21 protein-coding genes are annotated in these 24802 nt (G+C 72.6%); 5 read left to right on the forward strand and 16 right to left on the reverse strand.

What is annotated here, in order from left to right:
- Window positions 1–31: 31 nt before the first annotated feature.
- The 8 genes from rodA to rimP form a co-directional block, all read right to left on the reverse strand.
- Window positions 32–1168 carry a rod shape-determining protein RodA gene (rodA, locus tag ACOJV7_RS13940; RefSeq protein WP_420190825.1) on the reverse strand — a complete coding sequence of 379 codons (1137 nt, stop codon included), beginning with the start codon at window positions 1166–1168 and terminating at the stop codon, window positions 32–34.
- On the reverse strand, window positions 1132–2094 hold the full coding sequence (locus tag ACOJV7_RS13945) for a bifunctional riboflavin kinase/FAD synthetase (protein ID WP_420190826.1): 963 nt from the start codon (window positions 2092–2094) through the stop codon (window positions 1132–1134). The genes rodA and ACOJV7_RS13945 overlap by 37 nt, the downstream gene beginning before the upstream one ends.
- Before the next feature lie 10 nt (window positions 2095–2104).
- The gene (gene truB / locus ACOJV7_RS13950; RefSeq protein ID WP_420190827.1) at window positions 2105–3019 is read right to left on the reverse strand and encodes a tRNA pseudouridine(55) synthase TruB; all 915 of its coding nucleotides are present in this window, start codon (window positions 3017–3019) and stop codon (window positions 2105–2107) included.
- Window positions 3016–3588: a 30S ribosome-binding factor RbfA gene (rbfA, locus tag ACOJV7_RS13955; protein ID WP_420190828.1), complete on the reverse strand. Its 573-nt coding sequence runs from the start codon at window positions 3586–3588 to the stop codon at window positions 3016–3018. The genes truB and rbfA overlap by 4 nt, the downstream gene beginning before the upstream one ends.
- 190 nt (window positions 3589–3778) lie before the next feature.
- Complete coding sequence (infB, locus tag ACOJV7_RS13960) at window positions 3779–6661, reverse strand: translation initiation factor IF-2 (protein WP_420190829.1); 2883 nt, start codon at window positions 6659–6661, stop codon at window positions 3779–3781.
- Between the two features lie 125 nt (window positions 6662–6786).
- Complete coding sequence (locus ACOJV7_RS13965; RefSeq protein WP_420190830.1) at window positions 6787–7152, reverse strand: YlxR family protein; 366 nt, start codon at window positions 7150–7152, stop codon at window positions 6787–6789.
- An 8-nt stretch (window positions 7153–7160) separates the two neighbouring features.
- A complete protein-coding gene (gene nusA / locus ACOJV7_RS13970; RefSeq protein WP_420190831.1) occupies window positions 7161–8360 on the reverse strand; it encodes a transcription termination factor NusA in 1200 nt (399 codons plus the stop codon).
- Between the two features lie 3 nt (window positions 8361–8363).
- Complete coding sequence (gene rimP / locus ACOJV7_RS13975) at window positions 8364–8933, reverse strand: ribosome maturation factor RimP (protein ID WP_420190832.1); 570 nt, start codon at window positions 8931–8933, stop codon at window positions 8364–8366.
- 102 nt (window positions 8934–9035) lie between these two features.
- On the opposite strand from rimP, the gene ACOJV7_RS13980 reads away from it, so the two are divergent.
- Together ACOJV7_RS13980 and ACOJV7_RS13985 are read left to right on the forward strand one after the other, a co-directional pair.
- Window positions 9036–10094: a hypothetical protein gene (locus ACOJV7_RS13980; protein WP_420190833.1), complete on the forward strand. Its 1059-nt coding sequence runs from the start codon at window positions 9036–9038 to the stop codon at window positions 10092–10094.
- A complete protein-coding gene (locus tag ACOJV7_RS13985; protein ID WP_420190834.1) occupies window positions 10091–11023 on the forward strand; it encodes an aminoglycoside phosphotransferase family protein in 933 nt (310 codons plus the stop codon). Before ACOJV7_RS13980 ends, ACOJV7_RS13985 begins: the two co-directional genes overlap by 4 nt.
- Window positions 11024–11137: 114 nt before the next feature.
- Here ACOJV7_RS13985 and ACOJV7_RS13990 read toward each other — a convergent pair whose 3' ends face one another.
- Window positions 11138–11821 (reverse strand): response regulator, encoded by a 684-nt coding sequence (locus ACOJV7_RS13990; RefSeq protein ID WP_420190835.1) that lies wholly within the window; start codon window positions 11819–11821, stop codon window positions 11138–11140.
- Window positions 11814–13397: a sensor histidine kinase gene (locus ACOJV7_RS13995; protein ID WP_420190836.1), complete on the reverse strand. Its 1584-nt coding sequence runs from the start codon at window positions 13395–13397 to the stop codon at window positions 11814–11816. Before ACOJV7_RS13995 ends, ACOJV7_RS13990 begins: the two co-directional genes overlap by 8 nt.
- 193 nt (window positions 13398–13590) lie before the next feature.
- Here ACOJV7_RS13995 and ACOJV7_RS14000 point away from each other — a divergent pair, with 193 nt between their 5' ends.
- Together ACOJV7_RS14000 and ACOJV7_RS14005 are read left to right on the forward strand one after the other, a co-directional pair.
- Entirely contained in the window at window positions 13591–14970 is a 1380-nt protein-coding gene (locus tag ACOJV7_RS14000) for a cation:dicarboxylate symporter family transporter (protein WP_420190837.1), read from the forward strand.
- Window positions 14971–15130: 160 nt separating this feature from the next.
- Complete coding sequence (locus ACOJV7_RS14005) at window positions 15131–17122, forward strand: thioredoxin domain-containing protein (protein WP_420190838.1); 1992 nt, start codon at window positions 15131–15133, stop codon at window positions 17120–17122.
- On the opposite strand, the gene ACOJV7_RS14010 is transcribed toward ACOJV7_RS14005, so the two are convergent.
- Window positions 17119–17958 carry a PhzF family phenazine biosynthesis protein gene (locus ACOJV7_RS14010; protein ID WP_420190839.1) on the reverse strand — a complete coding sequence of 280 codons (840 nt, stop codon included), beginning with the start codon at window positions 17956–17958 and terminating at the stop codon, window positions 17119–17121. The genes ACOJV7_RS14005 and ACOJV7_RS14010 overlap by 4 nt on opposite strands.
- Before the next feature lie 126 nt (window positions 17959–18084).
- On the opposite strand from ACOJV7_RS14010, the gene ACOJV7_RS14015 reads away from it, so the two are divergent.
- Window positions 18085–20010 carry an alpha-amylase family protein gene (locus ACOJV7_RS14015; protein WP_420190840.1) on the forward strand — a complete coding sequence of 642 codons (1926 nt, stop codon included), beginning with the start codon at window positions 18085–18087 and terminating at the stop codon, window positions 20008–20010.
- Between the two features lie 25 nt (window positions 20011–20035).
- Here ACOJV7_RS14015 and ACOJV7_RS14020 read toward each other — a convergent pair whose 3' ends face one another.
- From ACOJV7_RS14020 to ACOJV7_RS14040, 5 genes are all read right to left on the reverse strand, one after another.
- Window positions 20036–20728: a nucleoside/nucleotide kinase family protein gene (locus ACOJV7_RS14020; RefSeq protein ID WP_420190841.1), complete on the reverse strand. Its 693-nt coding sequence runs from the start codon at window positions 20726–20728 to the stop codon at window positions 20036–20038.
- The gene (locus ACOJV7_RS14025) at window positions 20718–21509 is read right to left on the reverse strand and encodes a TSUP family transporter (RefSeq protein WP_420190842.1); all 792 of its coding nucleotides are present in this window, start codon (window positions 21507–21509) and stop codon (window positions 20718–20720) included. The genes ACOJV7_RS14020 and ACOJV7_RS14025 overlap by 11 nt, the downstream gene beginning before the upstream one ends.
- 7 nt (window positions 21510–21516) lie before the next feature.
- On the reverse strand, window positions 21517–22278 hold the full coding sequence (locus ACOJV7_RS14030) for an HAD family hydrolase (RefSeq protein ID WP_420190843.1): 762 nt from the start codon (window positions 22276–22278) through the stop codon (window positions 21517–21519).
- Entirely contained in the window at window positions 22275–24152 is a 1878-nt protein-coding gene (locus tag ACOJV7_RS14035) for a proline--tRNA ligase (RefSeq protein ID WP_420190844.1), read from the reverse strand. The genes ACOJV7_RS14030 and ACOJV7_RS14035 overlap by 4 nt, the downstream gene beginning before the upstream one ends.
- Before the next feature lie 148 nt (window positions 24153–24300).
- Window positions 24301–24720, reverse strand: coding sequence for a CBS domain-containing protein (locus ACOJV7_RS14040; protein ID WP_420190845.1), 420 nt, complete (start codon window positions 24718–24720; stop codon window positions 24301–24303).
- Window positions 24721–24802 lie beyond the last annotated feature (82 nt).

Consider the following 24802-nt stretch of genomic DNA (forward strand, 5'->3'; position numbering starts at 1 on the left):
GACACTGCTCCGGACTCCGTCGTGGCGCGGTTCAGACGCGGTCGCGGTGCGCGGCGGCATACGCGGCGTTGACGACTCCGATCGCCAGCCACGAGGCGAACATCGAGGACCCGCCGTAGGAGACGAAGGGCAGCGGCAGGCCCGTCACCGGCATGACGCCGAGGGTCATCCCGACGTTCTGGAAGACCTGGAACGCGAGCCACGTCCCGACCCCGACGCCGACGAACCGGCCGAAGGCGTCACCCGAGCGCCCGGCGACGACGAAGACCCGGATGACGAGGAACGCGAGCAGCAGGAGGAGCCCGGCCGCGCCGACGAACCCCAGCTCCTCCCCCGCGACGGAGAAGATGAAGTCGTTGAGCTGGTAGGGCACGAAGCCGCCCTGGGTCTGGCGGCCCTCCATGAAGCCCTGGCCGGTCCAGCCGCCCGAGCCGATGGCGAGCCGGACCTGCCGCGTCTGGTAGCCGATGCCCTGCGGGTCGGCGCTCGGGTCGGCGAAGGCCAGGAGCCGGTCGCGCTGGTAGTCGCTGAGCAGCGGGGTCGTGAGCGCGGCGACGACGAGCCCGACGGCGGCCACCCCGATCCCCACGACCCAGCGGCGCGGCGTCCCGGCGACGGCGATGACGACGAACGCCAGGGCGCCGAGGACGACGGCCGAGCCGAGATCGGGCTGGAGCATGATGAGCGCGACCGGCACGAGGGCGAGCAGCCAGCCGAGCGCGACGTCACGGTTGCCGGGTGCGACCCGGCGTTCCCACCGGTCGGCGAGGACGAAGGCGAGCACGAGTGCGAGCCCGAGCTTGGCGAACTCCGAGGGCTGCACCGTGAACCCGGCGGCGATGGGGATCCACGACCGTGAGCCGTTGATCGTCACCCCGAGCGGGGTGAGGACGGCGACGAGCCCGAGCAGGGAGAGGCCGTAGATCCACGGCGCGACGAGTCGCAGCCCGTGGTGCCCGAGCCGGGCGACGCCGATCGCGAGCCCGATGCCGATCGCGGTGTTGAGCAGGTGACGGACGAGGTATGCCGTCCCTGCGGCCTCGTGGGTCGCGGACCACACGAGGAGCGCACCGACGACCGACGTCCCGGCGGCACCGACGAGGAGGCCGAGGTCCTGCCGGAGCCAGCGGCTCAGGAGTGGACGATCTGGGTGAGCACCGTGCGGCACTGCTCGACGTCCTTGGCCATGGCGACGAGGAGGTCGTCGATGCTCTCGAAGCGCAGAGTCGGGCGGATGTGCTCGACGAACTCGACCATGACCCGCTCGTCGTAGAGGTCGAGGTCGTCGCGGTCGAGGACGTAGGCCTCGACGGTGCGGCGGTCCTCGGTGTCGAAGGTCGGGTTCGTGCCGATGGAGATGGCCGCGGGCATGGTGCGGTCGGGCTCGCCCTGCTCGAGGCCGAGACGGGTGAGCCAGCCGGCATAGACGCCCTCGGCGGGCACGAGGCCCAACGAGTCCTGCGACAGGTTCGCCGTGGGGTATCCGAGCTCACGCCCGCGGTGGTGCCCGTGGACGACGGTGCCGACGACGCGATGGGGACGGCCGAGGGTGCGGGCGGCCGCCGCGACGTCACCGGCCGCGAGCGCCTGGCGCACCGACGTCGAGGACCAGCGGTGGTCCTCGCCGACGTCCTCGATGGCGACGACCTCGAAGCCGTGCCGGGCGCCGAGCTCGCGGAGGGTGTCGACGTCGCCGGAGTTGCGGTAGCCGAACTTGGTGTCGACGCCGACGACGACGGCCTTGGCGCCCAGGCCCTCGACGAACGTCCGGAGGACGAACTCCTCGGGCGACTGCTGCGCGAACTCCGCGGTGAAGGGCAGGACGAGCAGACCGTCGATGCCGGTCGTCTCGAGGAGGTCGTCACGGATCGACCCGGGAGAGATGAGCTCGGGGGCGCGCTCGGGGTGGAGCACGGCGACCGGGTGCGGGTCGAAGGTCACCGCGACGGTGGGCAGGCCGAGCTCGTGACCGGTCTCGACGAGCTGGGTGAGCACCGCCCGGTGGCCCCGGTGCACGCCGTCGAAGTTGCCGAGGGTGACGACGCAGGGTCGCAGCTCGTCGGGCGTGGCTGCGGGGTCGGTGAACCGGTGCACGGTGGACACTCTACGAACTCGCCGGGGCGAAGACGACGTGGCTCCGGGCGGTGGCCCTGCTCTCGTCGAGCATGGCGACGAGAGAGCCGTCGGGTCCGAAGGCCGCGACCGGCTCGGTGCGCCCCGGCTCGGCCGACGGCAGCCGCTGGCCGTAGCCGATGGTACGGGCCTCCTCCGCGGTCAGCTCGCGCGTGGCGAAGCCCGCCCGTGCCGCCTCGGCGAGCGGGACGACCGGCATCGGCTCACCCTGGCGGGCCTCGAGCTCGGCGAGCGGGTGGGCCACGTCGAGGCCGAAGCCACCGACCCGCGTGCGTCGCAGCGCGGTGAGGTGACCCGCGGACCCGAGCGCGCTGCCGAGGTCGCGGGCGAGCGCCCGCACGTAGGTCCCCGACGACACGGTGACGGTGACGTCGACGTCGACGACCGTCGCGCCGTCGACGGTGCTGCGACGGACGTCGTGGACGTCGAACCGCGAGACCGTCACGGGGCGGGCCGGCAGGTCGACGGCCTCGCCGGCGCGGGCGCGGTGGTAGGACCGCTCCCCCTTGACCTTGATCGCGCTCACGGCGCTCGGAACCTGCTCGATGTCGCCGGTGAGGGTGGTGATGGCCGCCCTGACGGCCTCGTCGGTGACGTCGGCGGCCCCGGGCGCGCTCGTCACCTCACCCTCGGCGTCGTCGGTGAGGGTTCCCTGGCCGAGGCGGACCGTCGCGTCGTAGTCCTTGTCCGCGCCGACGAGGAAGGTGAGCAGCTTGGTTGCCCGGCCGACACCCAGCACGAGCACACCGGTGGCCATCGGGTCGAGGGTGCCGGCGTGACCGACCTTGCGGGTGGCGCACAGTCGCCGGGCGCGGGCGACGACGTCGTGGCTCGTCCAGTCGGACGGCTTGTCGACGACGAGGAGTCCGTCGACGCTCGCGCTCACGCGCGGCCGGTGTCGTCGGCGCCGGGGGCGCCGTCGCCGGTGGCGCTGTCGTTGGCCGCAGTGGTGCCGTCCGAGGCCCCGGGGGTCGCGCCGTTCGCGCCGGACTCCGGAGCGGCGTCGCCGTCTTCCTCGTCGTCCTCGTCGTCGTCCTCGTCGTCGTGGCGGTAGGGGTCGGCGTCGCCGGCGTAGCTCGCACCGGAGGCGGCCGCAGCGACCTGAGCGTCGCGCTCGCGCGCCTCGGCCAGCAGCACCTCGAGGTGGGCCGCGGTCTCGGGGATGGCGTCGGCGATGAACTCGAGCGACGGCGTGAGCCGGATGCCGAGGTTGCGGCCGACGTGGCTACGCAGCTTGCCCTTGTTGGCGGCGAGCAGCTCGGCGGTCTTGGCGCGCTGGGCGTCGTCGCCGAAGACGGTGTAGAAGACCGAGGCGTGCTGGAGGTCGTTGGTCACCCGGACGTCGGTGATCGTCACGAACCCGAGGTCCGGGTCCTTGACCACCTGGTCGAGCCCTGCGGCGATGAGGGTCTTGATGCGGTCGGCGACCTTGCGGGCGCGTGCGGCGTCAGCCACGACAACTCCTTCTCGGATGACAGTGGTGCCCGCACACCCTATGCGCCGCCGTGGGGCAGGACGTGTGAGGGCCGGAGAACGGGAGCGGCCGGCATACCGAGGAGTCGGTATGCCGGCCGCTCACGTGGGGCGAGCTGCCTTGGGACTCAGGCCCGCGGCTTCGCCCACGCGAAGCGTGGGACCCGCCGCATCACGCGCGAGGCTTCTCCCGCATCTCGTAGGTGGCGATGAGGTCGCCGAGCTGCAGGTCGTTGAACGAGCCGAGGTTGATACCGCACTCGAAGCCCTCACGGACCTCGGTGACGTCATCCTTGAACCGGCGCAGGCCGGCGATCTCGACGTTCTCGGACACGACGACACCCTCACGCGTGATGCGTGCCTTGGTGCCGCGCCTGATCTCGCCGCTGCGGACGATCGAGCCGGCGATGTTGCCGAACTTGCTCGAGCGGAAGATCTCGCGGATCTCGGCGGTGCCGAGCTCGACCTCTTCGTACTCGGGCTTGAGCATGCCCTTGAGGGACTGCTCGATCTCCTCGATGGCCTGGTAGATCACCGAGTAGTAGCGGATCTCGACGCCCTCGCGCTCGGCGTAGTCAGCGTTCTGGCCCTCGGCCCGGACGTTGAAGCCGATGATGATCGCGTTGGAGGCGACCGCGAGGTTGATGTTGTTCATCGTGATCGCACCGACGCCGCGGTCGATGATGCGCAGGTCCACGTCGTCACCGACGTCGATCTGGAGCAGCGCGTCCTCGAGGGCCTCGACCGAGCCCGACACGTCACCCTTGAGGATGAGGTTGAGGGTGTCGACCTTGCCCTGCGCGATCGCCTCGTTGAGGTCCTCGAGCGAGATGCGCTTGCGCGACTTGGCCAGGCTGGCCTGGCGGTCCGCCGACTCGCGACGCTCCGCGATCTGGCGTGCGGTGCGGTCGTCCGGTGCGACGACGAACGTGTCGCCGGCGCGCGGGACGGACGAGAGACCGAGCACCTGGACCGGACGCGACGGGGTCGCCTCGGTGACGTTCGCGCCGTGCTCGTCGAGCATGGCGCGGACGCGGCCGTAGGAGCTGCCGGTGACGATGGCGTCGCCGACCCGGAGGGTTCCGGACTGGATGAGCACGGTCGCCGTCGCGCCACGACCCTTGTCGAGGTTGGCCTCGATCGCGACACCACGGGCGTCACGGTCGGGGTTGGCCCGCAGGTCGAGGGCGGCGTCGGCGGTGAGCAGCACGGCCTCGAGCAGCGAGTCGATGTTCTGACCCTGCTTCGCGGACACGTCGACGAACATCGTCTCGCCGCCGTACTCCTCGGCGACGAGGTTGTACTCGGTGAGCTGCTGACGGATCTTGGACGGGTTGGCGCCCTCGACGTCGATCTTGTTGACGGCGACGACGATCGGCACGTCCGCGGCCTGGGCGTGGTTGAGCGCCTCGATGGTCTGCGGCATGACGCCGTCGTCGGCAGCGACGACGAGGATCGCGATGTCGGTCACCTTGGCACCACGGGCACGCATGGCGGTGAACGCCTCGTGACCCGGGGTGTCGATGAAGGTGATCGGACGGTCGACGCCCTCGTGCTCCTTGTGGATCTGGTAGGCACCGATGTGCTGGGTGATGCCACCGGCCTCGTCGCCCGCGACGTTCTCGTTGCGGATGGCGTCGAGGAGGCGGGTCTTGCCGTGGTCGACGTGACCCATGACGGTGACGACCGGCGGACGGGCCGCGAGGTCGTCCTCGTCCTCGGAGTCGACACCGATCTCGAGGTTGATGTCGAAGGCGTCGAACAGCTCCTTCTCCTCCTCCTCGGGCGAGACCATGCGGATGTCGTAGCCGAGCTCGGCGCCGAGCAGGCGGAACGTGTCCTCGTCGAGGCTCTGGGTCGCGGTCGCCATCTCACCGAGGTGGAACATGACCGTGACGAGCGAGCCCGGGTTGGCGTTGATCTTGTCGGCGAAGTCCGTGAGGGACGCACCCTGGCGCACCTGGATGACGGTGGAACCGTCGCCGCGGGGCACGCTCACGCCACCGATCGACGGTGCCTGCATCTCCTCGAACTCGGCGCGCTTCGCGCGCTTGGACTTGCGCGCACGTCCCGGACGACCGCCACCGCGGCCGAAGGCACCTGCCGTGGAGCCGCGACCTGCGCCGCCACGGAAGCCACCGCCACCGGGACGACCGGCGTAGCCGCCGCCACCACCGGGACCGCCACCACCGGGACGACCGGCGCCACCGGCGCCGGGACGGCCACCACGGCCACCCGCACCGCCGGGACGCTCACCCGGGCGCGCGACGGCGCTCGAGCTCGGCATCATGCCCGGGCTGGGACGGGGGCCACCGGGACGCGGACCGGCCGCACCGGCACCGGCGCCACCGGGGCGGGGTGCGCTGCGGGGACGGGGCATGCCCTGGCTCGACGCGAACGGGTTGTTGCCGGGACGGGCGGCGCCGCCACCCTCACGACCACCCTCGCGGCCGCTGTCACGACCACCTTCACGACCACCGTCGCGGCCCTGGCGCATGCCCTGGCTCGGTGCGAACGGGTTGTTGCCGGGACGCGGGGCGCCTGCGCCGGGGCGCGGTGCACCGGGGCGTGCGCCACCGGACTCGGGCGCCGACGGGGTCGCCCTGGCGGCGGGAGCGGCCGGAGCCGCGGGTGGCGGGGCGGAGGGGGTCGCCTTGGCGGCGGGTGCTGCGGGGGCCGGAGCGGCCGGAGCGGCCGGTGCGGGCGCCGCGGGGGCGGGCGCGGCCGGGGCCGGCGTGGCCTTGGCGGCGGGGGCTGGGGCCGCGGGCGCGGCCTGGGCCGGTGCTGCGGGCGCAGCGGGAGCCTTGGGACCCGGCGTCCCCGCGGGGGCGGCAGCGGGCTTGGCTGCGGACTTCTTGGCCGCCGGCTTGGCAGGCGCCTCGGTGGCAGCCGCCTTCTCGACGGGGAACTTCTCCTGGTACCGGCGGACGACCGGGGCCTCGATGGTCGAGGACGCCGACTTGACGTACTCACCCATGTCGTTGAGGCGCTCGAGGAGGACCTTGCTGGTCACTCCGACTTCCTTGGCGAGTGCGCTGACTCGGACCTTTGCCACGTTTCTCCTTCATCTGGTCCGTGCGACCTGACGAAGCAGCAGGCGCGGACCACTAGTGCTGGGGGGAGCTCATTACTGAGTACTCATCGGGTGCTCATCAGCGTCAAACCACTCTCTGTTCAGAGCTAACGGACGGTTCCCTTGGGACGGACGGTGGTCTGCTCGTGGGTGGCGATCTCCTCCGCCACGGCGGTGGTGTCCAGGGGCACGCTGACTCGCAGCGCACGCCCGAACGCCCGTCGTCGGACGGCGAGGTCGAAACATTCTCCGGTGGGATGCAGCCAGGCGCCGCGCCCCGGGAGACACCGCCGAAGGTCGGGAACGAGGTCCCCGTGGCCTCCGACGACCACTCGCAGGAGTGCCGACCGGCTATCCGACACCCGGCACCCCACACAGGTGCGCACCGGCCCCGTCACTGTCGACGTATGCCGTGTGCCCGCCTTCGCGTGCGACGCCCGAGTCCGGAGTCCAGCCCGGTCGGTCCCACCCATCGTAGCCCCTAGCGGGGGTCGGGAGTGTCACCGGACGCACCCGACGGGCCCGCGGACCCCTCGCGGGGCGCGCCCGAGCCGGGGTTGTCCGAGCGGATGTCGACGCGCCAGCCGGTGAGCTTGGCGGCGAGGCGGGCGTTCTGGCCCTCGCGACCGATGGCGAGCGAGAGCTGGTAGTCCGGGACGACGACGCGGGCCGCGCGCAGGGTGCGGTCGACGATCTCGACCGACTGCACGCGCGACGGGCTCAGCGCCGCGGCGATGAAGGTCGCGGGGTCCTCGTTGAAGTCGACGATGTCGATCTTCTCGCCGTGCAGCTCGGCCATGACAGCCCGCACGCGCGCGCCCATCGGGCCGATGCACGCGCCCTTGGCGTTGAGCCCGGCGACCTTGGTGTGGACGGCGATCTTCGTGCGGTGACCGGCCTCGCGGGCGAGCGCGGCGATCTCGACGCTGCCGTCGGCGATCTCGGGGACCTCGAGGGCGAAGAGCTTGCGCACGAGGTTCGGGTGCGTGCGCGAGAGCCCGATCTGCGGGCCGCGCATGCCCCGCTTGACGCTGACGACGTAGGTCCGTAGCCGCTGGCCGTGGACGTACTTCTCGCCCGGGACCTGCTCGGCGAGCGGGAGGATGCCCTCGACGGTGCCGAAGTCGACGGTGACGTGTCGCGGGTCCGGACTCTGCTGGATGATCCCGGCGACGATGTCGCCCTCACGACCCTTGAAGTCGCCCATGATCGCGTCGTCCTCGATGTCGCGCAGGCGCTGGACGATGACCTGGCGGGCGGTCGCGGCGGCGACGCGACCGAAGTCGCGCGGGGTGTCGTCGAACTCGGGGCCGTACTCACGCCGGGTGCGCGGGCGCGCCGGCTCGACGGGCGCTGCGCCGTCCCCGGCGTCGTCCCCGGCGTCGTCGTCACTGCCTGCGTCCGCAGATGTGGCGGCTCCAGGCCCCAGAGTTGCGGACGCAAAGGGGTCGGGCGTGGGGGCGGCGGACGGTTCGTCCTCGACGGGGACCTCGAACTCCTCGCGGGCCCAGATCGTCACGTGGCCCGTCTTGCGGTCGAGCTCGGCGCGGGCGTTGCGGTAGGCGCCGTCGGTGCGGTGGTAGGCGAGCAGGAGCGCCTGCTCGATGGCGGGGATGAGGACGTCGAGCGAGATGTCGCGCTCGCGCTCGACACCCCGCAGGACGGCGAGGTCGATGTCCATGGGTCAGCTCTCCTTGTGGTCCGACGCGTCGGCGTCGTCGGCGGGGCCGGCCGGGGCCGGGGTCTGGTCGTCCTTGCGCGAGAACTCGACCTGCACCTCGGCGCGGTCGAGGACGGCATACGGGAAGGTCTCGTCGCGACCGGGAGTCTTCTTGACGGCCGGGATCGCGAGGGTGAGGTCGTCGGCGCCGGCCCGCGTGATGCGGCCCGTCACGGGGGCGCCGTCGCGGACGGCGAGGGTGACGAGGCGGCCCACGTTGCGCTGGAAGTGCCGGGGCGCGGTCAGCGGGCGGGAGACGCCCGGAGAGGTGACCTCGAGGGTGTAGGGCTGCTCGCCGAGAACGTCGGAGTCGTCGAGCGCCTCGCTCACGGTGCGGGTCGTCTCGGCGATCTCGTCGAGGGAGAGGGAGTCCACCGTCTCGGTGACGTCGCCGGTGGTGTCGAGCTCGCGGTCGACGACGACCCTGACGACGCGACGGCGGCCGGCGGGGGTGATGCTGACCTCTTCGAGGACGACTCCCGATCCGTCCAACGCACCTGCGAGCAGCTCCTGCACTGCGGTGTCCCGGGTCATCGATCTCCCTCTCTGTAGTTCTCGGGCCGCGTCCTGCACCTGCGGCGACGCCCACTCTAGCCGGGCTCGGAGGCGGCCTTCCACGCGTGCGAGGATGCCGCCATGCGTGACGCGACCCCGTCGGCCCCGGGTCCGACCCGGCGACTCGTCACCGCGGGGGCACTGGGTGCGGTCGTGGCGACGCTGGCGGGCTGCGGCATCCGACTGGAGGACGACGCCCCCCGGGTGCCGCTCGTCCCCACCCGTGAGCCGATCGAGGCCGAGGAGGAGCTGCTGCGACTCCACGCGGCCGTCGTCGCCGCGTCGACCACGTCGCTCGTCTCGTCCGACCCCGTTGCCCCGCTCCTCCCGCCGCTCCACGCCCGTCAGGCGACCGTGCTCCACGACGCCCTCCGTCAACGCGGGCTTCCCGAGAGCGCACTGACGTCGCCGTCCGCTTCCCCCACGCCGACGCCGTCGGCGACACTCGCGACCCCGAGTGGCTCGGCGGGGTCGGGAAGCCCGCGCCCGACCGCGCCGGCCGTTCCTCGCCGGACGGTTGCCGAGGTCGAGGGCGAGGTCGCTGCCGCCGGCACGGGGCTCGAGGGTGCCGAGGCGGAGCTGAGGCCGGCCCTCGTCGCCATCCTCGGGCAGGCCCACGCGGCCCTCGAGCTGGCCGCCCCGGTCGCGGCTCCCGGCTCCGGCGTCTCACCTGCACCGAGCGCGTCGGCGATCCCATCGGTGTCGGCCGAACCGGACGTGCCCCCGCCGTGGTCGAGCCCCGACGCCCTCGTCCCGCTCATCGTCGCCACCCGCCGGGCGACGTGGCTCCTCGAGGTCGCCGCCGCGAGGTCACCCAGGGCGGTGCGCACCGCGTGGCTGCGGGACATCGGGGCGCTCGAGTCCCTCACCTCCGACCTCGTCGACGCCGCCGGGTCGTCCGCCCCGCCGCCCGACCTGGGCCAGACACTCCCCCGCCCGGTCACCACGCCCGCGGAGGCTGCGACGCTCGCGACCGAGGCGATGACCACCCTGCTCGCCGCCACCGGCGCCGCGCTTCGCGCGGTCATCGACGCCGATCCCGAGGCGGCGTTCGCCGCCCTGCCCGGCTGGCTCGGCACGGTCGCCGCCGTGGCGCACCGGCACGGCATGCGGCTCACGGCGTTCCCGGGGCTCGCGTGACTGACGCCTCCGCGCGGGAGCCGCTCGACCCGCGCGCCCCGGCCGAGTGGCTCACGTGGATGAGCCGGCTGCCGGCCGAGGGCGGCCCGACGGGTGCCGACTGGGTCGCCACCGTCGACCGGCTCGCCCGTGAGTGCCTCGACGCGTGGGACCTCGAGGTGACCGGCGCCCCGATGACCGGCTGGACCGCCGTCGTCCACCCCGTCACCCGGCGCAGCGGCGAGGGCGAACCGCTCGTCCTCAAGGTCGGCTGGCCGCACGTCGAGTCGGCCCAGGAGCACCTCGCGCTGCGGGCGTGGGACGGGCACGGCGCGGTCCGGCTCGTGGCGGCCGACCCGTCGCGCGGCGCGCTCCTCCTCGAACGCCTCGACGCCGCTCGCGACCTCGACACCGTCGACATCGAGGAGGCCTGCTCGCTTGTGGGCGGGCTCTACCGCGAGCTGCACGTGCCCGCGCCCCCGACGATCAGGACTCTCCCGGCCTACCTCGACCCCTACCTCACCCAGCTGCGGCAGCGCACCGACCTGCCTCGACGGGTCGTCACCCGCGTGACCGGGCTGGCCCGCGAGCTGCTCGCCGAGCCCGGGCCGAGGGTGCTGCTGCACACCGACCTGCACTACGAGAACGTCCTCGCCGCCGACCGCGCGCCGTGGCTCGTCATCGACCCGAAGCCGCTCGCCGGCCCCGCGGCCTATGAGCTGCATCCCTTGCTGCGCAACCGCATCGAGGAGATGGGCAGCGGTTCGTCGCTGCGCTGGTCGGTGCGCCAGCGTCTGGAGCTGGCCTGTGGCGCCGGCGGGATCGACGAGGAGCTCGGTCGGCTGTGGTCCATCGTCCGGTGCGGCGTCGAGATCCTCTGGGCGGCGGTCGACGGGGACGACGCCGAGCTGTCGAAGAACCTCACCCTGCTCAAGGCGCTCGAGGACTGAGGCGCTCGTCGGGCGTCTCGGCGGCACGGGCCCTCTCGCCTCGGCTGCGCTGGGCGAGCCTCGCCCCGGCTGCACTGGATGAGCTCGCCTCCGCTGCACTGGATGAGCCTCGCCTCAGCTGCGCCAGCCGTACTCCACCTCGGGGCGGCCGGCGCCGGAGTAGCGCGAGCGCCGGGTGGCGACGCCGCTCTCGTGGAGGTGCTCGAGGAAGCGCCGTGCCGTGACCCGGCTGACGCCGAGGTGGCCCGCGACCTCGCTCGCCGACAGGGCCGACGGCGACTCCCGAAGCGTGGCGACGACCCGTCCGAGCAGCTCCTCGGACATCCCCTTGGGCAGGCTCACCGGACGTGTCGGTCGGGCCGCCGCGAAGACCTCGTCGACCTCGGCCTGGCTGCCGACCTCGGCGGTGGCGACGTGGGTCGCGCGGTAGTCGAGGTAGGCAGAGAGCCGGTCGCGCAGGGTGCCGAACGCGAAGGGCTTGAGGACGTACTGGACGACGCCGAGGGAGACCGCCGACCGCATGATCTCGAGGTCGCGCGCGGAGCTCACCGCGATGACGTCGGCGGCGTGCCCGGCCGCGCGCATCGCGCGCACGACCTCGAGCCCGTGCCGGTCGGGCAGGTTCATGTCGAGGAGGACGACGTCGACGTCGGTGCCCTGGAGCGCCCGGAGTGCCTCCTGCCCGGTCGACGCGACGGCGACGACGACGAACCCGGGGACGCGACCGACATAGGTCGCGTGGGCCTCGGCGGCGACGGGCTCGTCCTCGACGACGAGGACGCGCAGCGGCTCAGGCACGGGACTCCTCCTCCCGGGAGACGAGCGGCAGGCTGACGACGAACCGGGCGCCGGGCGGGCCCGTCACGTCGAGGGTCCCACCGAGCCGGTCGATCGTCTGCGCGACGAGGGCGAGGCCGATGCCGCGCCGACCCGCGCGCCCCTCCCCCTTGGTGCTGAACCCGCGGCGGACGACGGCGCCGACCCCCGCCTCGGGCAGCCCCGGGCCGGAGTCGACCACCTCGAGGACGAGGTGGTCGTCGTCGACGCGGGCATCGACCTCCACCCGGCGTTCGGAGCCGGGCGGAAGGCCGGCCACCGCGTCGAAGGCGTTGTCGATGAGGTTGCCGGCGATCGTGACGACGTCGCGCACGGGCACGGCGCCGGTCGGCCACTGGGCACCCGGCGCGATGCGCAGGTCGATGCCGCGCTCGCTCGCCTGTGCGCTCTTGCCGACGAGGAGCGCCGCGAGGGCCGGCTCGGTGTCGGCGGCGACGACGTCGTCGGTGAGCTGCTGGGTCACGGCGAGCTCGTCCGTGGCGAAGTCGAGCGCGCGGTCGACGTGGCCGAGCTCGATGAGCGAGACGATCGTGTGGATCCGGTTGGCGGACTCGTGCGCCTGCGAGCGCAAGGCCTCGGTGAGGCCCCGCGCGGAGTCGAGCTCGCCGGTGAGGTGCTCGAGGTCGGTGCGGTCGCGCAGGGTCGCGACGGTGCCGAGCCGGCGGCCCTCCCACATCGCCGGGGCGGTGCCGAGGACGAGGACCCGGGCGTCGGTGACGTGGAGCTCGTCCTCGCGCCGCACGCCGTCCGAGAGCGCGGCCGTGAGGGCCGGGCTGAGTCCGAGGTCGGCGAGGGGACGGCCGCTCGCCCCCTGGGGCAGCCCGAGCAGCCGGACCGCCTCGTCGTTGGCGAGCTGGAGCCGGCCGTCCTGGTCGACGAGCAGCAGCCCCTCGGTGACGGCGTGGAGGACGGCGTCGTAGTACTCGTACATCTCGCGGAGCTGCTCCTCCCCGAGACCGAGTGTCTGGCGTCGGGTGCGCCGCGACACGAGCCCCGTGCCGAGACCCGAGAGCAGCGCGGCCGCGGCTCCGGCGAGGAGGAGACCGGGCAGCTGCTCGCTCACGGCGCGCGACAGGGCGGTGCGGCGGATGCCGACCGACACGAGGCCGACGACCTCGCCGGCGTCGGACTCCACGGGGACGACGACCCGACGCGAGGGTCCGAGGGTGCCGGTGTAGTCCTCGACGACCTCACCGCCTCGAACGGCGGCGGCGATGTGGCCGATGAAGCGCTGCCCGACCTGCGCCGGGTCGGGGTGTGAGTAGCGCACGCCCTGGGTCGTCATGACGACGACGAAGTCGGTGCCGGTCCCCCGGCGCACGTCCTCGGCGTAGTCCTGCACCGCCGGGGTGGGGGTCGCCGACGCGAGCGCCTCGACGACGGCCGGGGTCGAGGCGACCGTGCGGGCCACCGACATCGCACGGGTCGTCGCCTCCTGCGTCTGGGCGCGGCGGGCCTGGACGTAGGCCGCGGCGAGCCCGACGGCGACGACGAGCAGCGCGACCCCGACCTGGAGGACGAACGTCTGGGTCGCCACGCTCCAGCGCGCCGGCGAGCGCCGGGAGCTCACCCGGCCCGCCGGCATACGGCACGGGGGTGCGCGCGGGGCACCTCGGGCACGTCCCCGCGGAACTCAATGAACACAACGGTGACCCTAGCCAGTCGCGGCACCAGACTCGGGCTCGCCCAGACCCGGGACCACCCGGGCCCGCCCACCCAGGGAGACACCCGTGACCGACAACGTCGTCGACCGGCCCGTGCGCCGGGACCGCACGCACTGGCTCTACATCGCCGTCATCATCGCCATGGTCGCCGGCATCGCCGTCGGCGTCATCGCCCCCGACTTCGGCGTCAAGCTCAAGTGGCTCGGCACCGCGTTCGTGGACCTCATCAAGATGATGATCAGCCCGATCATCTTCTGCACGATCGTCCTCGGCATCGGCTCGGTCCGTCGCGCCGCGCAGGTCGGCAAGGTCGGTGGGCTCGCCCTCGGCTACTTCCTCACGATGTCGACCGTGGCGCTGGCCATCGGCCTCCTCGTGGGCAACATCGTCAAGCCCGGCGCCGGCCTCAACCTCACCGACGAGCTCGCCGCGAGCGGGCAGAAGGCCGTCGGCGAGGAGCACGAGACGACCGTCGACTTCATCCTCGGGCTCATCCCCGACACGCTCGTCTCCGCGCTCACCTCCGGCTCGGTCCTCCAGACGCTCCTCGTCGCCCTCCTCGTCGGTTTCGCGCTCCAGAAGATGGGGCGTGCGGGCGAGCCGATCCTCGGCGGCATCCGCCACCTCGAGCGGCTCGTCTTCCGCCTCATGGCGATGATCATGTATGCCGCACCCATCGGTGCGTTCGGAGCGATGGCTGCCGTCGTGGGCGCCACCGGCTGGCAGGCGCTCAAGTCACTCGCGCTCATCATGATCGCGTTCTACGTGACGTGCTTCCTCTTCGTGTTCGTCATCCTCGGCACGCTCCTCAAGGCCGTCACCGGCGTCAACGTCTTCGCGCTGCTCAAGTACCTCTCGCGCGAGTTCCTCCTCATCCTCTCGACGTCGTCGTCGGAGTCGGCCCTCCCCCGCCTCATCGCGAAGATGGAGCACGCCGGCGTCTCGCGGCCGGTCGTCGGCATCACCGTGCCGACGGGCTACTCGTTCAACCTCGACGGCACCGCGATCTACCTGACGATGGCCTCGCTCTTCATCGCCGAGGCGCTCGACAAGCCGTTCTCGCTCGGTGAGCAGCTCTCGCTGCTCGTCTTCATGATCATCGCGTCGAAGGGCGCCGCCGGCGTCACCGGCGCCGGCCTGGCGACGCTCGCCGGTGGCCTGCAGTCGCACCGCCCGGACCTCGTCGACGGTGTCGGGTTCATCGTCGGCATCGACCGGATGATGAGCGAGGCGCGGGCGCTGACGAACTTCGCGGGCAACTCGATCGCGACGGTGCTCATCGGGCACTGGGTGGGCGAGCTCGACCGCGCGAAGCTCGACCGGGTGCTCGCCGGCGACGACCCCTTCGACGAGGCGTCGATGGTTGACGACCACGACGACGAGCGTGCCGAGGGACGCGGGCGCGACCTCGTCGGCGACCCGCAGTCGCAGACCGTGGGTCACTGACCGTGAGCTGAACCTGCGCTCATCCTGCGCTCATCCTGCGCTCATCCTGCGCAGACCCGCGCTGATCCTCCGGTGTCGGGGATCCGGGCCTCCCGCCTCCGCGGTGGGCCCGGATCCCCGACACCGCCGTCGCGACCGCCCGCGTGACAGGCTGGGACTCATGGCGAACCGACTCGCTTCCTCGACCTCCCCCTACCTCCTCCAGCACGCCGACAACCCCGTCGACTGGTGGGAGTGGGGCGAGGACGCCTTCGCCGAGGCCCGCCGTCGCGACGTGCCCGTCCTGCTCTCGGTCGGCTACGCCGCCTGCCACTGGTGCCACGTCATGGCGCACGAGTCCTTCGAGGACGAGCACGTCGCCGAGGTCGTCAACGCCGGCTTCGTCGCGGTCAAGGTCGACCGCGAGGAGCGTCCTGACGTCGACGCGGTCTACATGAACGCGACGACCTCGCTCACCGGTCACGGCGGCTGGCCGATGACGTGCGTCCTCACCCCCGACGGCGACCCGTTCTTCGCCGGGACCTACTTCCCGCGCGAGCACTTCCTCACCCTGCTCGCCAACGTCTCCCGCGTGTGGTCCGAGCAGCGCGACGACGTGCTCGCCTCCGGGGCGCACATCGCCGCCCGCCTCCGTGAGGTCACCGCACCCGGACCGTCCGCACCCATCACGCGCGACACGACGTCGTATGCCGTCCGCTCCCTCCGCGGTCACTACGACCTCGCGCGTGGCGGCTTCGCTGGCGCGCCCAAGTTCCCTCCGTCGATGGTGCTCGAGTTCCTCCTGCGCCACCACGCCGCCACCGGCGACGCCGACGCCCTCGCCATGGCGCGCGGCACGTGCGAGGCGATGGCGCGGGGAGGCATCTACGACCAGCTCGCCGGCGGCTTCGCACGGTATGCCGTCGACGCCGACTGGGTCGTGCCGCACTTCGAGAAGATGCTCTACGACAACGCCCAGCTGCTGCGGGTGTACGCCCACCTGTGGCGGGCGACGGGCGAGTCCCTCTGGCGCCGGATCGCGTCGGAGACAGCGGACTTCGTCGTCCGCGACCTCGGTACGGCAGAGGGCGGCTTCGCCTCGGCGCTCGACGCGGACACGGTCGTCGACGGCGTGTCGGTCGAGGGGGCGACCTATGCCTGGACGCCGGCGCAGCTCGACGAGGTGCTCGGCGAGGACGACGGCCAGCGTGCCGCTCGTCTGCTGTCGGTGACCGACCAGGGCACCTTCGAGCACGGCTCGTCGACGCTCCAGCTGCGTGCGGACCCCGACGACGCGTCGTGGTGGGCCGACGTCCGCGCCCGCCTGCTCACCGCTCGGGACGCCCGGCCACAGCCGGCGCGCGACGACAAGGTCGTCACGTCGTGGAACGGGCTGGCCGTCGCCGGGCTCGCCGACGCGGGGGTCCTGCTCGACCGGCCGGACCTCGTCGACGCGGCGCAGCGGTGCGCCCGCTTCGTCATCGACACGCACCTCGTCGACGGCCGTCTGCGGCGTGCGTCGAGGGACGGCGTCGTCGGCTCCGCGGCGGGGGTGGCGGACGACCACGGCAACCTCGCCGAGGGCCTGCTCGCGCTGCACCAGGCCACAGGCGACCCCGAGTGGCTTGCCGTGGCGACCGATGTCCTCGACATCGCCCTCACCCACTTCCGGGACGACGACGGAGCGGTCCACGACACCGCCGACGACGCCGAGCAGCTCTTCAGCCGCCCGCGCAGCCAGGGCGACAACGCCGAGCCGAGCGGACTGTCATCGCTCGCCGGGGCGTGGCTCACCCTCGCCGCCCTCACCGGCTCACCGACCCACCGAGAGGCCGCCGAGTCGGCACTCGCCGCGGCGGGTCCGCTCGCCGGGCGCGACCCGCGGTTCGCCGGGTGGAGCCTCGCCGTCGCCGAGGCCGCGCTCGCCGGCCCCCTCCAGGTGGCGCTCGTCGGTCGCGGGCCCTCCGCCGAGGAGATGCTGGCGGCCGCCCGGTCGAGCACCTCCCCCGGGCTCGTCCTCACCCACGGCGACCCGGACTCCCCCGGCCGCCCGCTGCTCGAGGCGAGGCCGCGCGTGGGAGGTGAGCCGACGGCATACGTGTGCCGTGGGTTCGTCTGCGACGCACCGGTGACCGGCGTCGACGCGCTGAGGCAGGCGCTCGCACGTGCCTAGAGGGTGACGCTGCCCTCGATGCGGGTGACCGCGTCGCCGGAGACCCACACCTCGCCGTCGGCGGCCTCGACGTGCACCCGGCCCTCGCGTCCGATGACCGAGCCCTGCCGCGCGACGTAGGAGTCGGGCAGCGCTCCCGTGCCGAGGAGCCACTGGGCGAGACCGGCGTTGGCGCTGCCCGTGACGGGATCCTCGGCGAACTCGTTGCCGTCGGCATAGAAGGCGCGCACCTCGACGTCGGCGCCGACCTCGGCCGCCGTCGCGTCGTCCCACCGCCCGAGCAGGCAGACCTTGAGGTCGGTGAAGGCGGCGAGGTCGGGCACGACGTCGACGACCGCCGACGCGGTGCCGAGGTCGACGCCCACCCAGCCCGGACCGTTGTCGACCCAGGCCATGTCCTCCACCGCGGACGCGTCGATCCGCAGCCCGCGCAGGATCCGCGACGCATGTGCGTCGTCGACCGAGCCGGAGCGCCGCAGCGGCGGGGCCGCGAACCCGAGCCGCGGCGAACGCCTCACGTCAACCAGCCCGGCGCCGCACTCCTGGACGACGACGTCGCCCCGCGGCTCGCCGCCGGCCTCGAGCCAGGCATGAGCGCTGCCGATCGTCGGGTGCCCGGCGAAGGGCAGCTCGCCACCTGTGGTCCAGATGCGCACGCGGTAGTCCGCCCGCGGGTCGGCCGGGGAGCTGAGGAAGGTCGTCTCGGACAGGTTGGTCCACCGCGCGAACGCCGCCATCTGCGCATCGCTCAGCCCGTCGGCGTCGTGGACGACCGCGAGGGGGTTGCCGAGCCACGGCTCGGAGGAGAAGACGTCGACCTGACGGAAGGGCAGCACCGGACCATCCCAGCACACGCCTTCGGTTCAGAGCGCGAGCGCCGGTATGCCGGGTCGCGGGCGGACGACTCCTGTGAACCCGCTGTGGGTGGGCACGGCGCGCGCAGTGAGTCCGACCGGTCCACAATGTCGCTCGTGACGACGTCCCCGCCGCCCCAGGTCGACCTCGCCGGAGTCGCGCCCGAGCTGCGCGAGATGTTCACCCTGCGCCTCGAGCGCTGGTGGCCCGACCTCCACGACGCGCTCGTCTCGCTGCACGGCACCGGCGCCGGCGCCCTCGCCGAGGAGCTCGTCTCCCTTGCGGCACAGGCCTTCCGGGACCGCTCCCCCGCGCTGCGACGCCGCGACCTCGAGCGCATCCTGCGTCCCGACTGGCTCCAGGAGCCGTCGATGGTCGGGTATGCCGCCTACACCGAGCGGTTCGCCGGGAACCTTCGCGGGGTGGTCGCCGAGATCCCCTACCTGCGCGACCTCGGGGTGACCTACCTCCACCTCATGCCGCTGCTCCAGCCGCGTGAGGGCGACAACGACGGTGGCTACGCCGTCGCCGACTACCGCGCCGTCCGCCCTGACCTCGGCGACATGGACGACCTCGCCGACCTCGCCTCCGCACTGCACGAGCAGGGCGTGAGCCTCGTGCTCGACCTCGTCCTCAACCACGTCGCCCGCGAGCACGACTGGGCCGCACGAGCGCGAGCCGGCGAGACGGCATACCGGGAGTACTTCCACGTCTTCTCGGACCGGACGCTGCCGGACGCCTACGAGCGGACGCTGCCCGAGGTCTTCCCCGACTTCGCGCCCGGCAGCTTCACGTGGGACGACGAGCTGGGCGGGTGGGTCTGGACGACCTTCAACGAGTGGCAGTGGGACCTCAACTGGGCGAACCCCGCTGTCCTGCGCGAGTTCGCTGCCATCATCCTCGAGCTCGCCAACCGCGGCGTCGACGTCTTCCGGCTCGACGCGATCGCCTTCATGTGGAAGCGGATGGGCACCGACTGCCAGGGCCAGCCGGAGGTGCACGCCATCACCCAGGCGCTACGCGCCATCACCCGGATCGCCTGTCCCGCAGTGGCGTTCAAGGCCGAGGCGATCGTCGCGCCGAGCAAGCTGCTCGCCTACCTCGGTCAGGGTCGCTACTCGGGCAAGGTGAGCGACCTCGCCTACCACAACAGCCTCATGGTGCAGGTCTGGTCGATGCTCGCGACGAGGGACGTGCGGCTCGCCGCCCACGCCCTCGAGCGGCTGCCCACGAAGCCGACGACGTCGACGTGGCTCACCTACCTACGCTGTCACGACGACATCGGCTGGGCGATCCAGGACGAGGACGCGGCAGCAGTCGGGCTCGACGGCCACGCGCACCGCCGGTTCCTGACGCGGTGGTACGCCGGCGACGAGTGGGGGTCGAACGCCGACGGACTCGTCTTCCAGTACAACCCCGAGACCGACGACGGACGCACGAGCGGCACGGCCGCCAGCCTCGTCGGCCTGTCGACCGCCCGCACCGACGAGGAGCGCGACCTCGCGGCCCGGGCGCTGCGCCTGGGTCACGCCGTCGTCCTCGGGTGGGGCGGCATCCCGGTCATCTGGAGCGGCGACGAGCTCGGCCAGCCGAACGACCCCGGCTGGGCGGACGAACCGGGCCACGAGGACGACAACCGGTGGGCGCACCGCCCGCGCCTGGACCGCGAGCGCCATGACGCGCGGCACGACCCGGCGGCGACCGCGGCCCGCGTCTTCGAGGACCTGCGCGAGCTCGTCCGGGCCCGCGCCTCGCTCCCGCACCTGCACGGCAGCATCGAGTCGCGCATCGGCCCTGTCGACGACCCCGGCGTCCTCGTCACCGTGCGCGAGCACCCGCTCGGACGCTTCGTCGCGCTGCACAACGTCACCCCGACGTGGCGACCCTGGCCCGGCCACCGCGCCCACGAGCTCGGCGTCGACGCGTCGAGCGACGCCATCACCGGTGCGCCGCTGCACTGGGGCGACGACGGCGACGTCTGGCTCGAGCCCTATGCCGTCCTCTGGCTCACGACGCCGGTCGCGCAGGGCTGAGCGCGGCTCGCTTCGTGCGCCCGCGTCAGGTGGCGCTGACGACGACGCCGTCGAGGAGCACGACGTCCGCGCGGGCCTCACCCTCGGCGACGGCTCGGGCGTTGGCCTCATCCGAGCGCAGGACCCACTCAGTCGCGTCGTCGACCTCACGGCCGGTCTCCACGTGCCGGGCGATGAGCCGTTCGACGCGGGCGTCCGGCGCGAGCGCGCACCACCACACCTCGTCGAGCAGCGCCGGGACCGCACCCCAGCCGTCGTCGTCGAGCAGGAGGTAGTTGCCCTCGGTGACGACGAGGTCGGCCCCGACGGGCACGACGAGCGAGTCCGGCACCGGCTCACCGACGACGTGGTCGAAGCTCGGAGCAGTGACGACCGCGCGCGGTTCGCTGCGCACGGCCGCGAGCAGGCCGGCATACGCGCTCGCGTCGAAGGTGTCCGGCGCGCCCTTGCGGTCGCGCCTCCCGAGGGCGTCGAGCTCGGCGTTCGTGAGGTGGAAGCCGTCCATCGGCACGTGCGCGACCCGCCCCGACAGGCGTGGGTATGCCGTCACGGCCGCGAGCAGTCGCGTCACCAGGGTCGTCTTGCCGGCCCCGGGCGGGCCGGCGATGCCGAGCACCGCGCGGCGGGGGCCCACACGGTCGACGAGGTCGGCGAGGCGGTCGAGCAGGTCCTCGACCTGCACGCCCGAGGGGTCGTCACCGGTCACGTCACCAGACACCGAGCACCTGCCCTCCGATACGGATGATGAACGCCGCCACGACGACGACGAAGACGATGCGCACGAATCCGCTCCCGCGCGAGACCGCCGTGCGCGCGCCGACGTAGCCGCCGAGCAGGTTGGCCGCGGCCATGACCGCGCCGACCTTCCACATGACGTGCCCGCCCGGCGCGAAGACGGTGAGGGCGCCGAGGTTGGTGGCGAAGTTCGCGATCTTGGCCTTGGCGCTCGCCTCGAGGAAGGCGTAGCCCATGAGGCCGACGAGGGCGAAGACCATGAACGACCCCGTGCCCGGTCCGAGGGCTCCGTCGTAGATGCCGATGACGAAGCCGACGGCCATGGCGGTCATGGTGTGGCGGGTGCCGTCCCAGCGCAGCGCCGTGCTCGTGCCGAGCGAGGGCTTGAAGAGGGTGTAGGCGCCCACCGCGACGAGCATGACGAGGATGATCGGGTTGAACGCCGACTTCGGGATGTGCAGCCCGATGAGGGCGCCGCCGATGGCGCCGAGGTAGGCCACGCCCGCCATGGGGAGGGCGGTGCGCAGGTCCGGTCGCACCCGTCGCCAGTAGGTCGTCGCGCTCGCCACGGTGCCGGCGATCGAGCCGATCTTGTTCGTGGCGAGGATCTGCGCCGGGCTGGCGCCGGGGAAGCCGAGCAGCAGCGCAGGGATCTGGATGAGCCCTCCCCCGCCGACGACCGCGTCGATCCAGCCCGCGACGAACCCGGCGAGGGCCATGAGCGCGAGCGTGGTGAGGCCGACGTCGCCGAGCGTCTCGGTCATGCCGCCGTCAGTCCGCCAACCATGCGTCGACGATGTCGAGCACGTCGAGGAGCTCGTGAGCGACGGCGTCGGGCGTCACCTCGACGGCGACCTGCTGGTCGACGGGGATGTCGGAGTGCGGCACCCAGATGGCGCGCATGCCCACCTGCTGCGGGCCGTGGACGTCCTCGAACGGGCGGTCGCCGACGTAGGCGGCGGCCTCGGGGTCGACGCCGACGGCCTTGCACGCCGCGAGGAAGGCGTCGGCGTGCGGCTTGACGACGTGGATCTCCGACGAGTAGACGTCGGCGTCGAGCAGGTGGAGGACGCCGTCGCGCTCGAAGACCTCGCGGTGGTAGTCGCGCGACCAGATCGTGTTGGAGAGGACGCCGATGCGGATGTTCCTCTCGCGCAGGCCTTCCCAGAGCGGCCGGACCTGCTCGTCGGTGTGGGTGTGTGGCTCCCAGAACCCTCGGTAGGCGGCCAGCGCAAGGTGGTGGCGGTCGTGCGCCGGGTCGATGCCGGCGTCGTCGAGGATGTCCTCGAGCGTGGCGCTCGTGTGGTCGGTGCGTCCACGCTGCCATGCGCGGTCCTCGGCCTCGAGGATGCGCAGCGCGAGCGAGTCGGCCTCGGCGAGCTCGTCGGCGGGCATCTCGCTCGCGTCGATGGGGATGCCGTGGACCTCGCGCGCATAGACCCGCCACTGTTGGGGCAGGTCGACGTCGTGCCAGGGCGTGAGCGTCCCGCCCCAGTCGAAGATGACGGCCTCGATGGGGCGGGACCCGCTCATGCGCGCGTCCCGGCGGCGGCCGTGGTGTCGGCTGCGGTGCCGGCTGCGGAGTCGGTCCCGGCGGCGGTCCCGGTGTCGGTCCCCGCGGAGGTCGCGGTGTCGGCGCCGCGGACCTCGCGCACGACCTCGTCGACGATCGCGTCGACGGCGACCTCGCGGCGCTCGCCCGTGCGGCGGTCCTTGATCTCGACGACACCGTTCTCGAGCGACTTGCCGACGACGACGATCGTCGGCACGCCGATGAGCTCGGAGTCCTTGAACTTCACGCCGGGGCTCACCTTCTCGCGGTCGTCGTAGAGGACCTCGAGCCCCTGCGCCTCGAGTGCGGCGGTGAGCTCGTCGGCCTTGGCGAAGACGTCGCCGTCGCGGTCGCGGTTCTTGCCTGTGGCGACGACGTGGACGTCGGCGGGCGTGACGTTGCGCGGCCAGCACAGCCCGGCGTCGTCGAGGTTGCCCTCGGCGATCGCGGCCACGGCACGCGAGACGCCGATGCCGTAGGACCCCATCGTCACCGTGACGAGCTTGCCGTTCTCGTCGAGCACCTTGAGGTCGAGCGCGTCGGCGAACTTGCGGCCGAGCTGGAAGATGTGGCCCATCTCGATTCCGCGGGCGGCGTGCAGGACGCCGTCGCCGTCGGGGCTCGGGTCGCCCTCGCGCACCTCGGCGGCCTGGATCGTGCCGTCGGCGGTGAAGTCCCGCCCGTGGACGAGGTCGAGGACGTGCTTGCCGTGCTCGTCGGCCCCCGTGACCCACGCCGACCCCTCGGCGACCGACGGGTCGAGCAGGTAGCGGATCCCCGACGAGCGCTCCTCGCCGAGCACGCCCGGGCCGATGTAGCCCTTGGCGAGGACCGGGTTCGCGGCGAAGTCCTTCTCGTCGAAGGCCTCGACCTCGGCCGGCGAGACCTGCGCCTCGAGCCGCTTGGCGTCGACCTCACGGTCGCCGGGGACGCCGATGGCGAGCGGCTCACGCGTGCCGTCCGGGTGGACGAGCATCACGATGACGTTCTTGAGGGTGTCGGCGGCCGTCCACTCGCGCCCGTCACCGCGCGGGTGGTTCGCGTTGAGCGAGGCCACGAGCGTCTCGATCGTCGGGGTGTCGGGAGTGTCCTCGACGTGCGCGGCCGGGACGCCGGAGGCGTCGACGGCGGCAGCCTGGGGCACGACGACGGCCTCGACGTTCGCGGCATACGAACCGCTGTCGTTGCGGACGAAGGTGTCCTCACCGATCGCGCTCACCGCGAGGAACTCCTCGCTCGCCGAGCCACCCATGGCGCCGGACATAGCAGCGACGATGACGTACTCGAACCCGAGCCGGTCGAAGATCCGGATGTACGCCGCTCGGTGCGCCTCGTAGGACGCCTGCAGCCCCTCGTCGCTCACGTCGAAGGAGTAGGAGTCCTTCATGACGAACTCACGCCCGCGCAGGAGCCCGGCCCGCGGACGCGCCTCGTCGCGGTACTTGTTCTGGATCTGGTAGAGGCTGAGCGGCAGCTCCTTGTAGGAGCTGAACATGTCCTTGACGGCGAGGGTGAACATCTCCTCGTGCGTCGGCCCGAGCAGGTAGTCGACGCCCTTGCGGTCCTGGAGCCGGAAGATGTTGTCGCCGTACTCGGTCCAGCGGTTCGTCGCCTCGTAGGGCTCGCGCGGCAGCAGCGCCGGGAAGGTCAGCTCCTGCGCGCCGATGGCGTCCATCTCCTCGCGCACGATCGCCTCGACCTTGCGGAGCACCTTGAGCCCGAGCGGCAGCCACGTGTAGATGCCGGGGGCGGCGCGACGGATGTAGCCGGCGCGCACGAGGAGCCGGTGACCGGGCAGCTCGGCGTCGGCCGGGTCCTCGCGCAGGGTTCGCAGGAACAGCGAGGACATGCGCATGGCCACAGGGGGTCTCCAGGTGTGAGGGGTGGGCAACCCGCCAAGGATAACGACGACCCCGTATGCCGTTCACCCGCATTCCGCGCCATCGCGCCCGGGCGGTCGCGTGGGACCGTCCGGGCGAGGTCGAGGCTGAGCCGGGCCGACGTCAGGGCCGGGCGAACACCTTCTCGACGAACGTGCTGAGCTGGGTGTCGTCGAGGTGCCTCGCGAGGTCGGCTTCGCTGATCATGCCGACGAGCCGGTGGTCCGAGATGACCGGCAGGCGCTTGATCTGCTCGCGACCCATCATCTCGACGATGTCGCTCATGTCGGTGTCGGCGTCGACCCACGTGACCTTGCCCTGCGCGAGCTCGGCCGCGGTGCAGCTGGCAGCGTCCTTGCCCTCCGCGACGCACTTGATGACGATGTCGCGGTCGGTGATGATCCCGTGCAGCTTCTGGTCGTTGCCGCAGATGGGCAGGGACCCGACTCCCATGTCGCGCATCATCCGCGCGGCCTCGTCGAGCGTCTGGTCCTCGCCGATGCACTGCGTGCCCTCGTGCATCACGTCTCGAGCCGTCGTCATGGTGAACCTCCTCGGTGGTGGGGACTTCCGGGGCGGCGCACTGAGCGGTCCTGGCGACGAGGGCCGCGTTCGGCGCGTCGTC

Origin of the sequence: Knoellia tibetensis (genome assembly GCF_048606415.1) — a bacterium.
In the GTDB taxonomy this organism is placed as follows: Bacteria; Actinomycetota; Actinomycetes; order Actinomycetales; family Dermatophilaceae; genus Knoellia; species Knoellia tibetensis.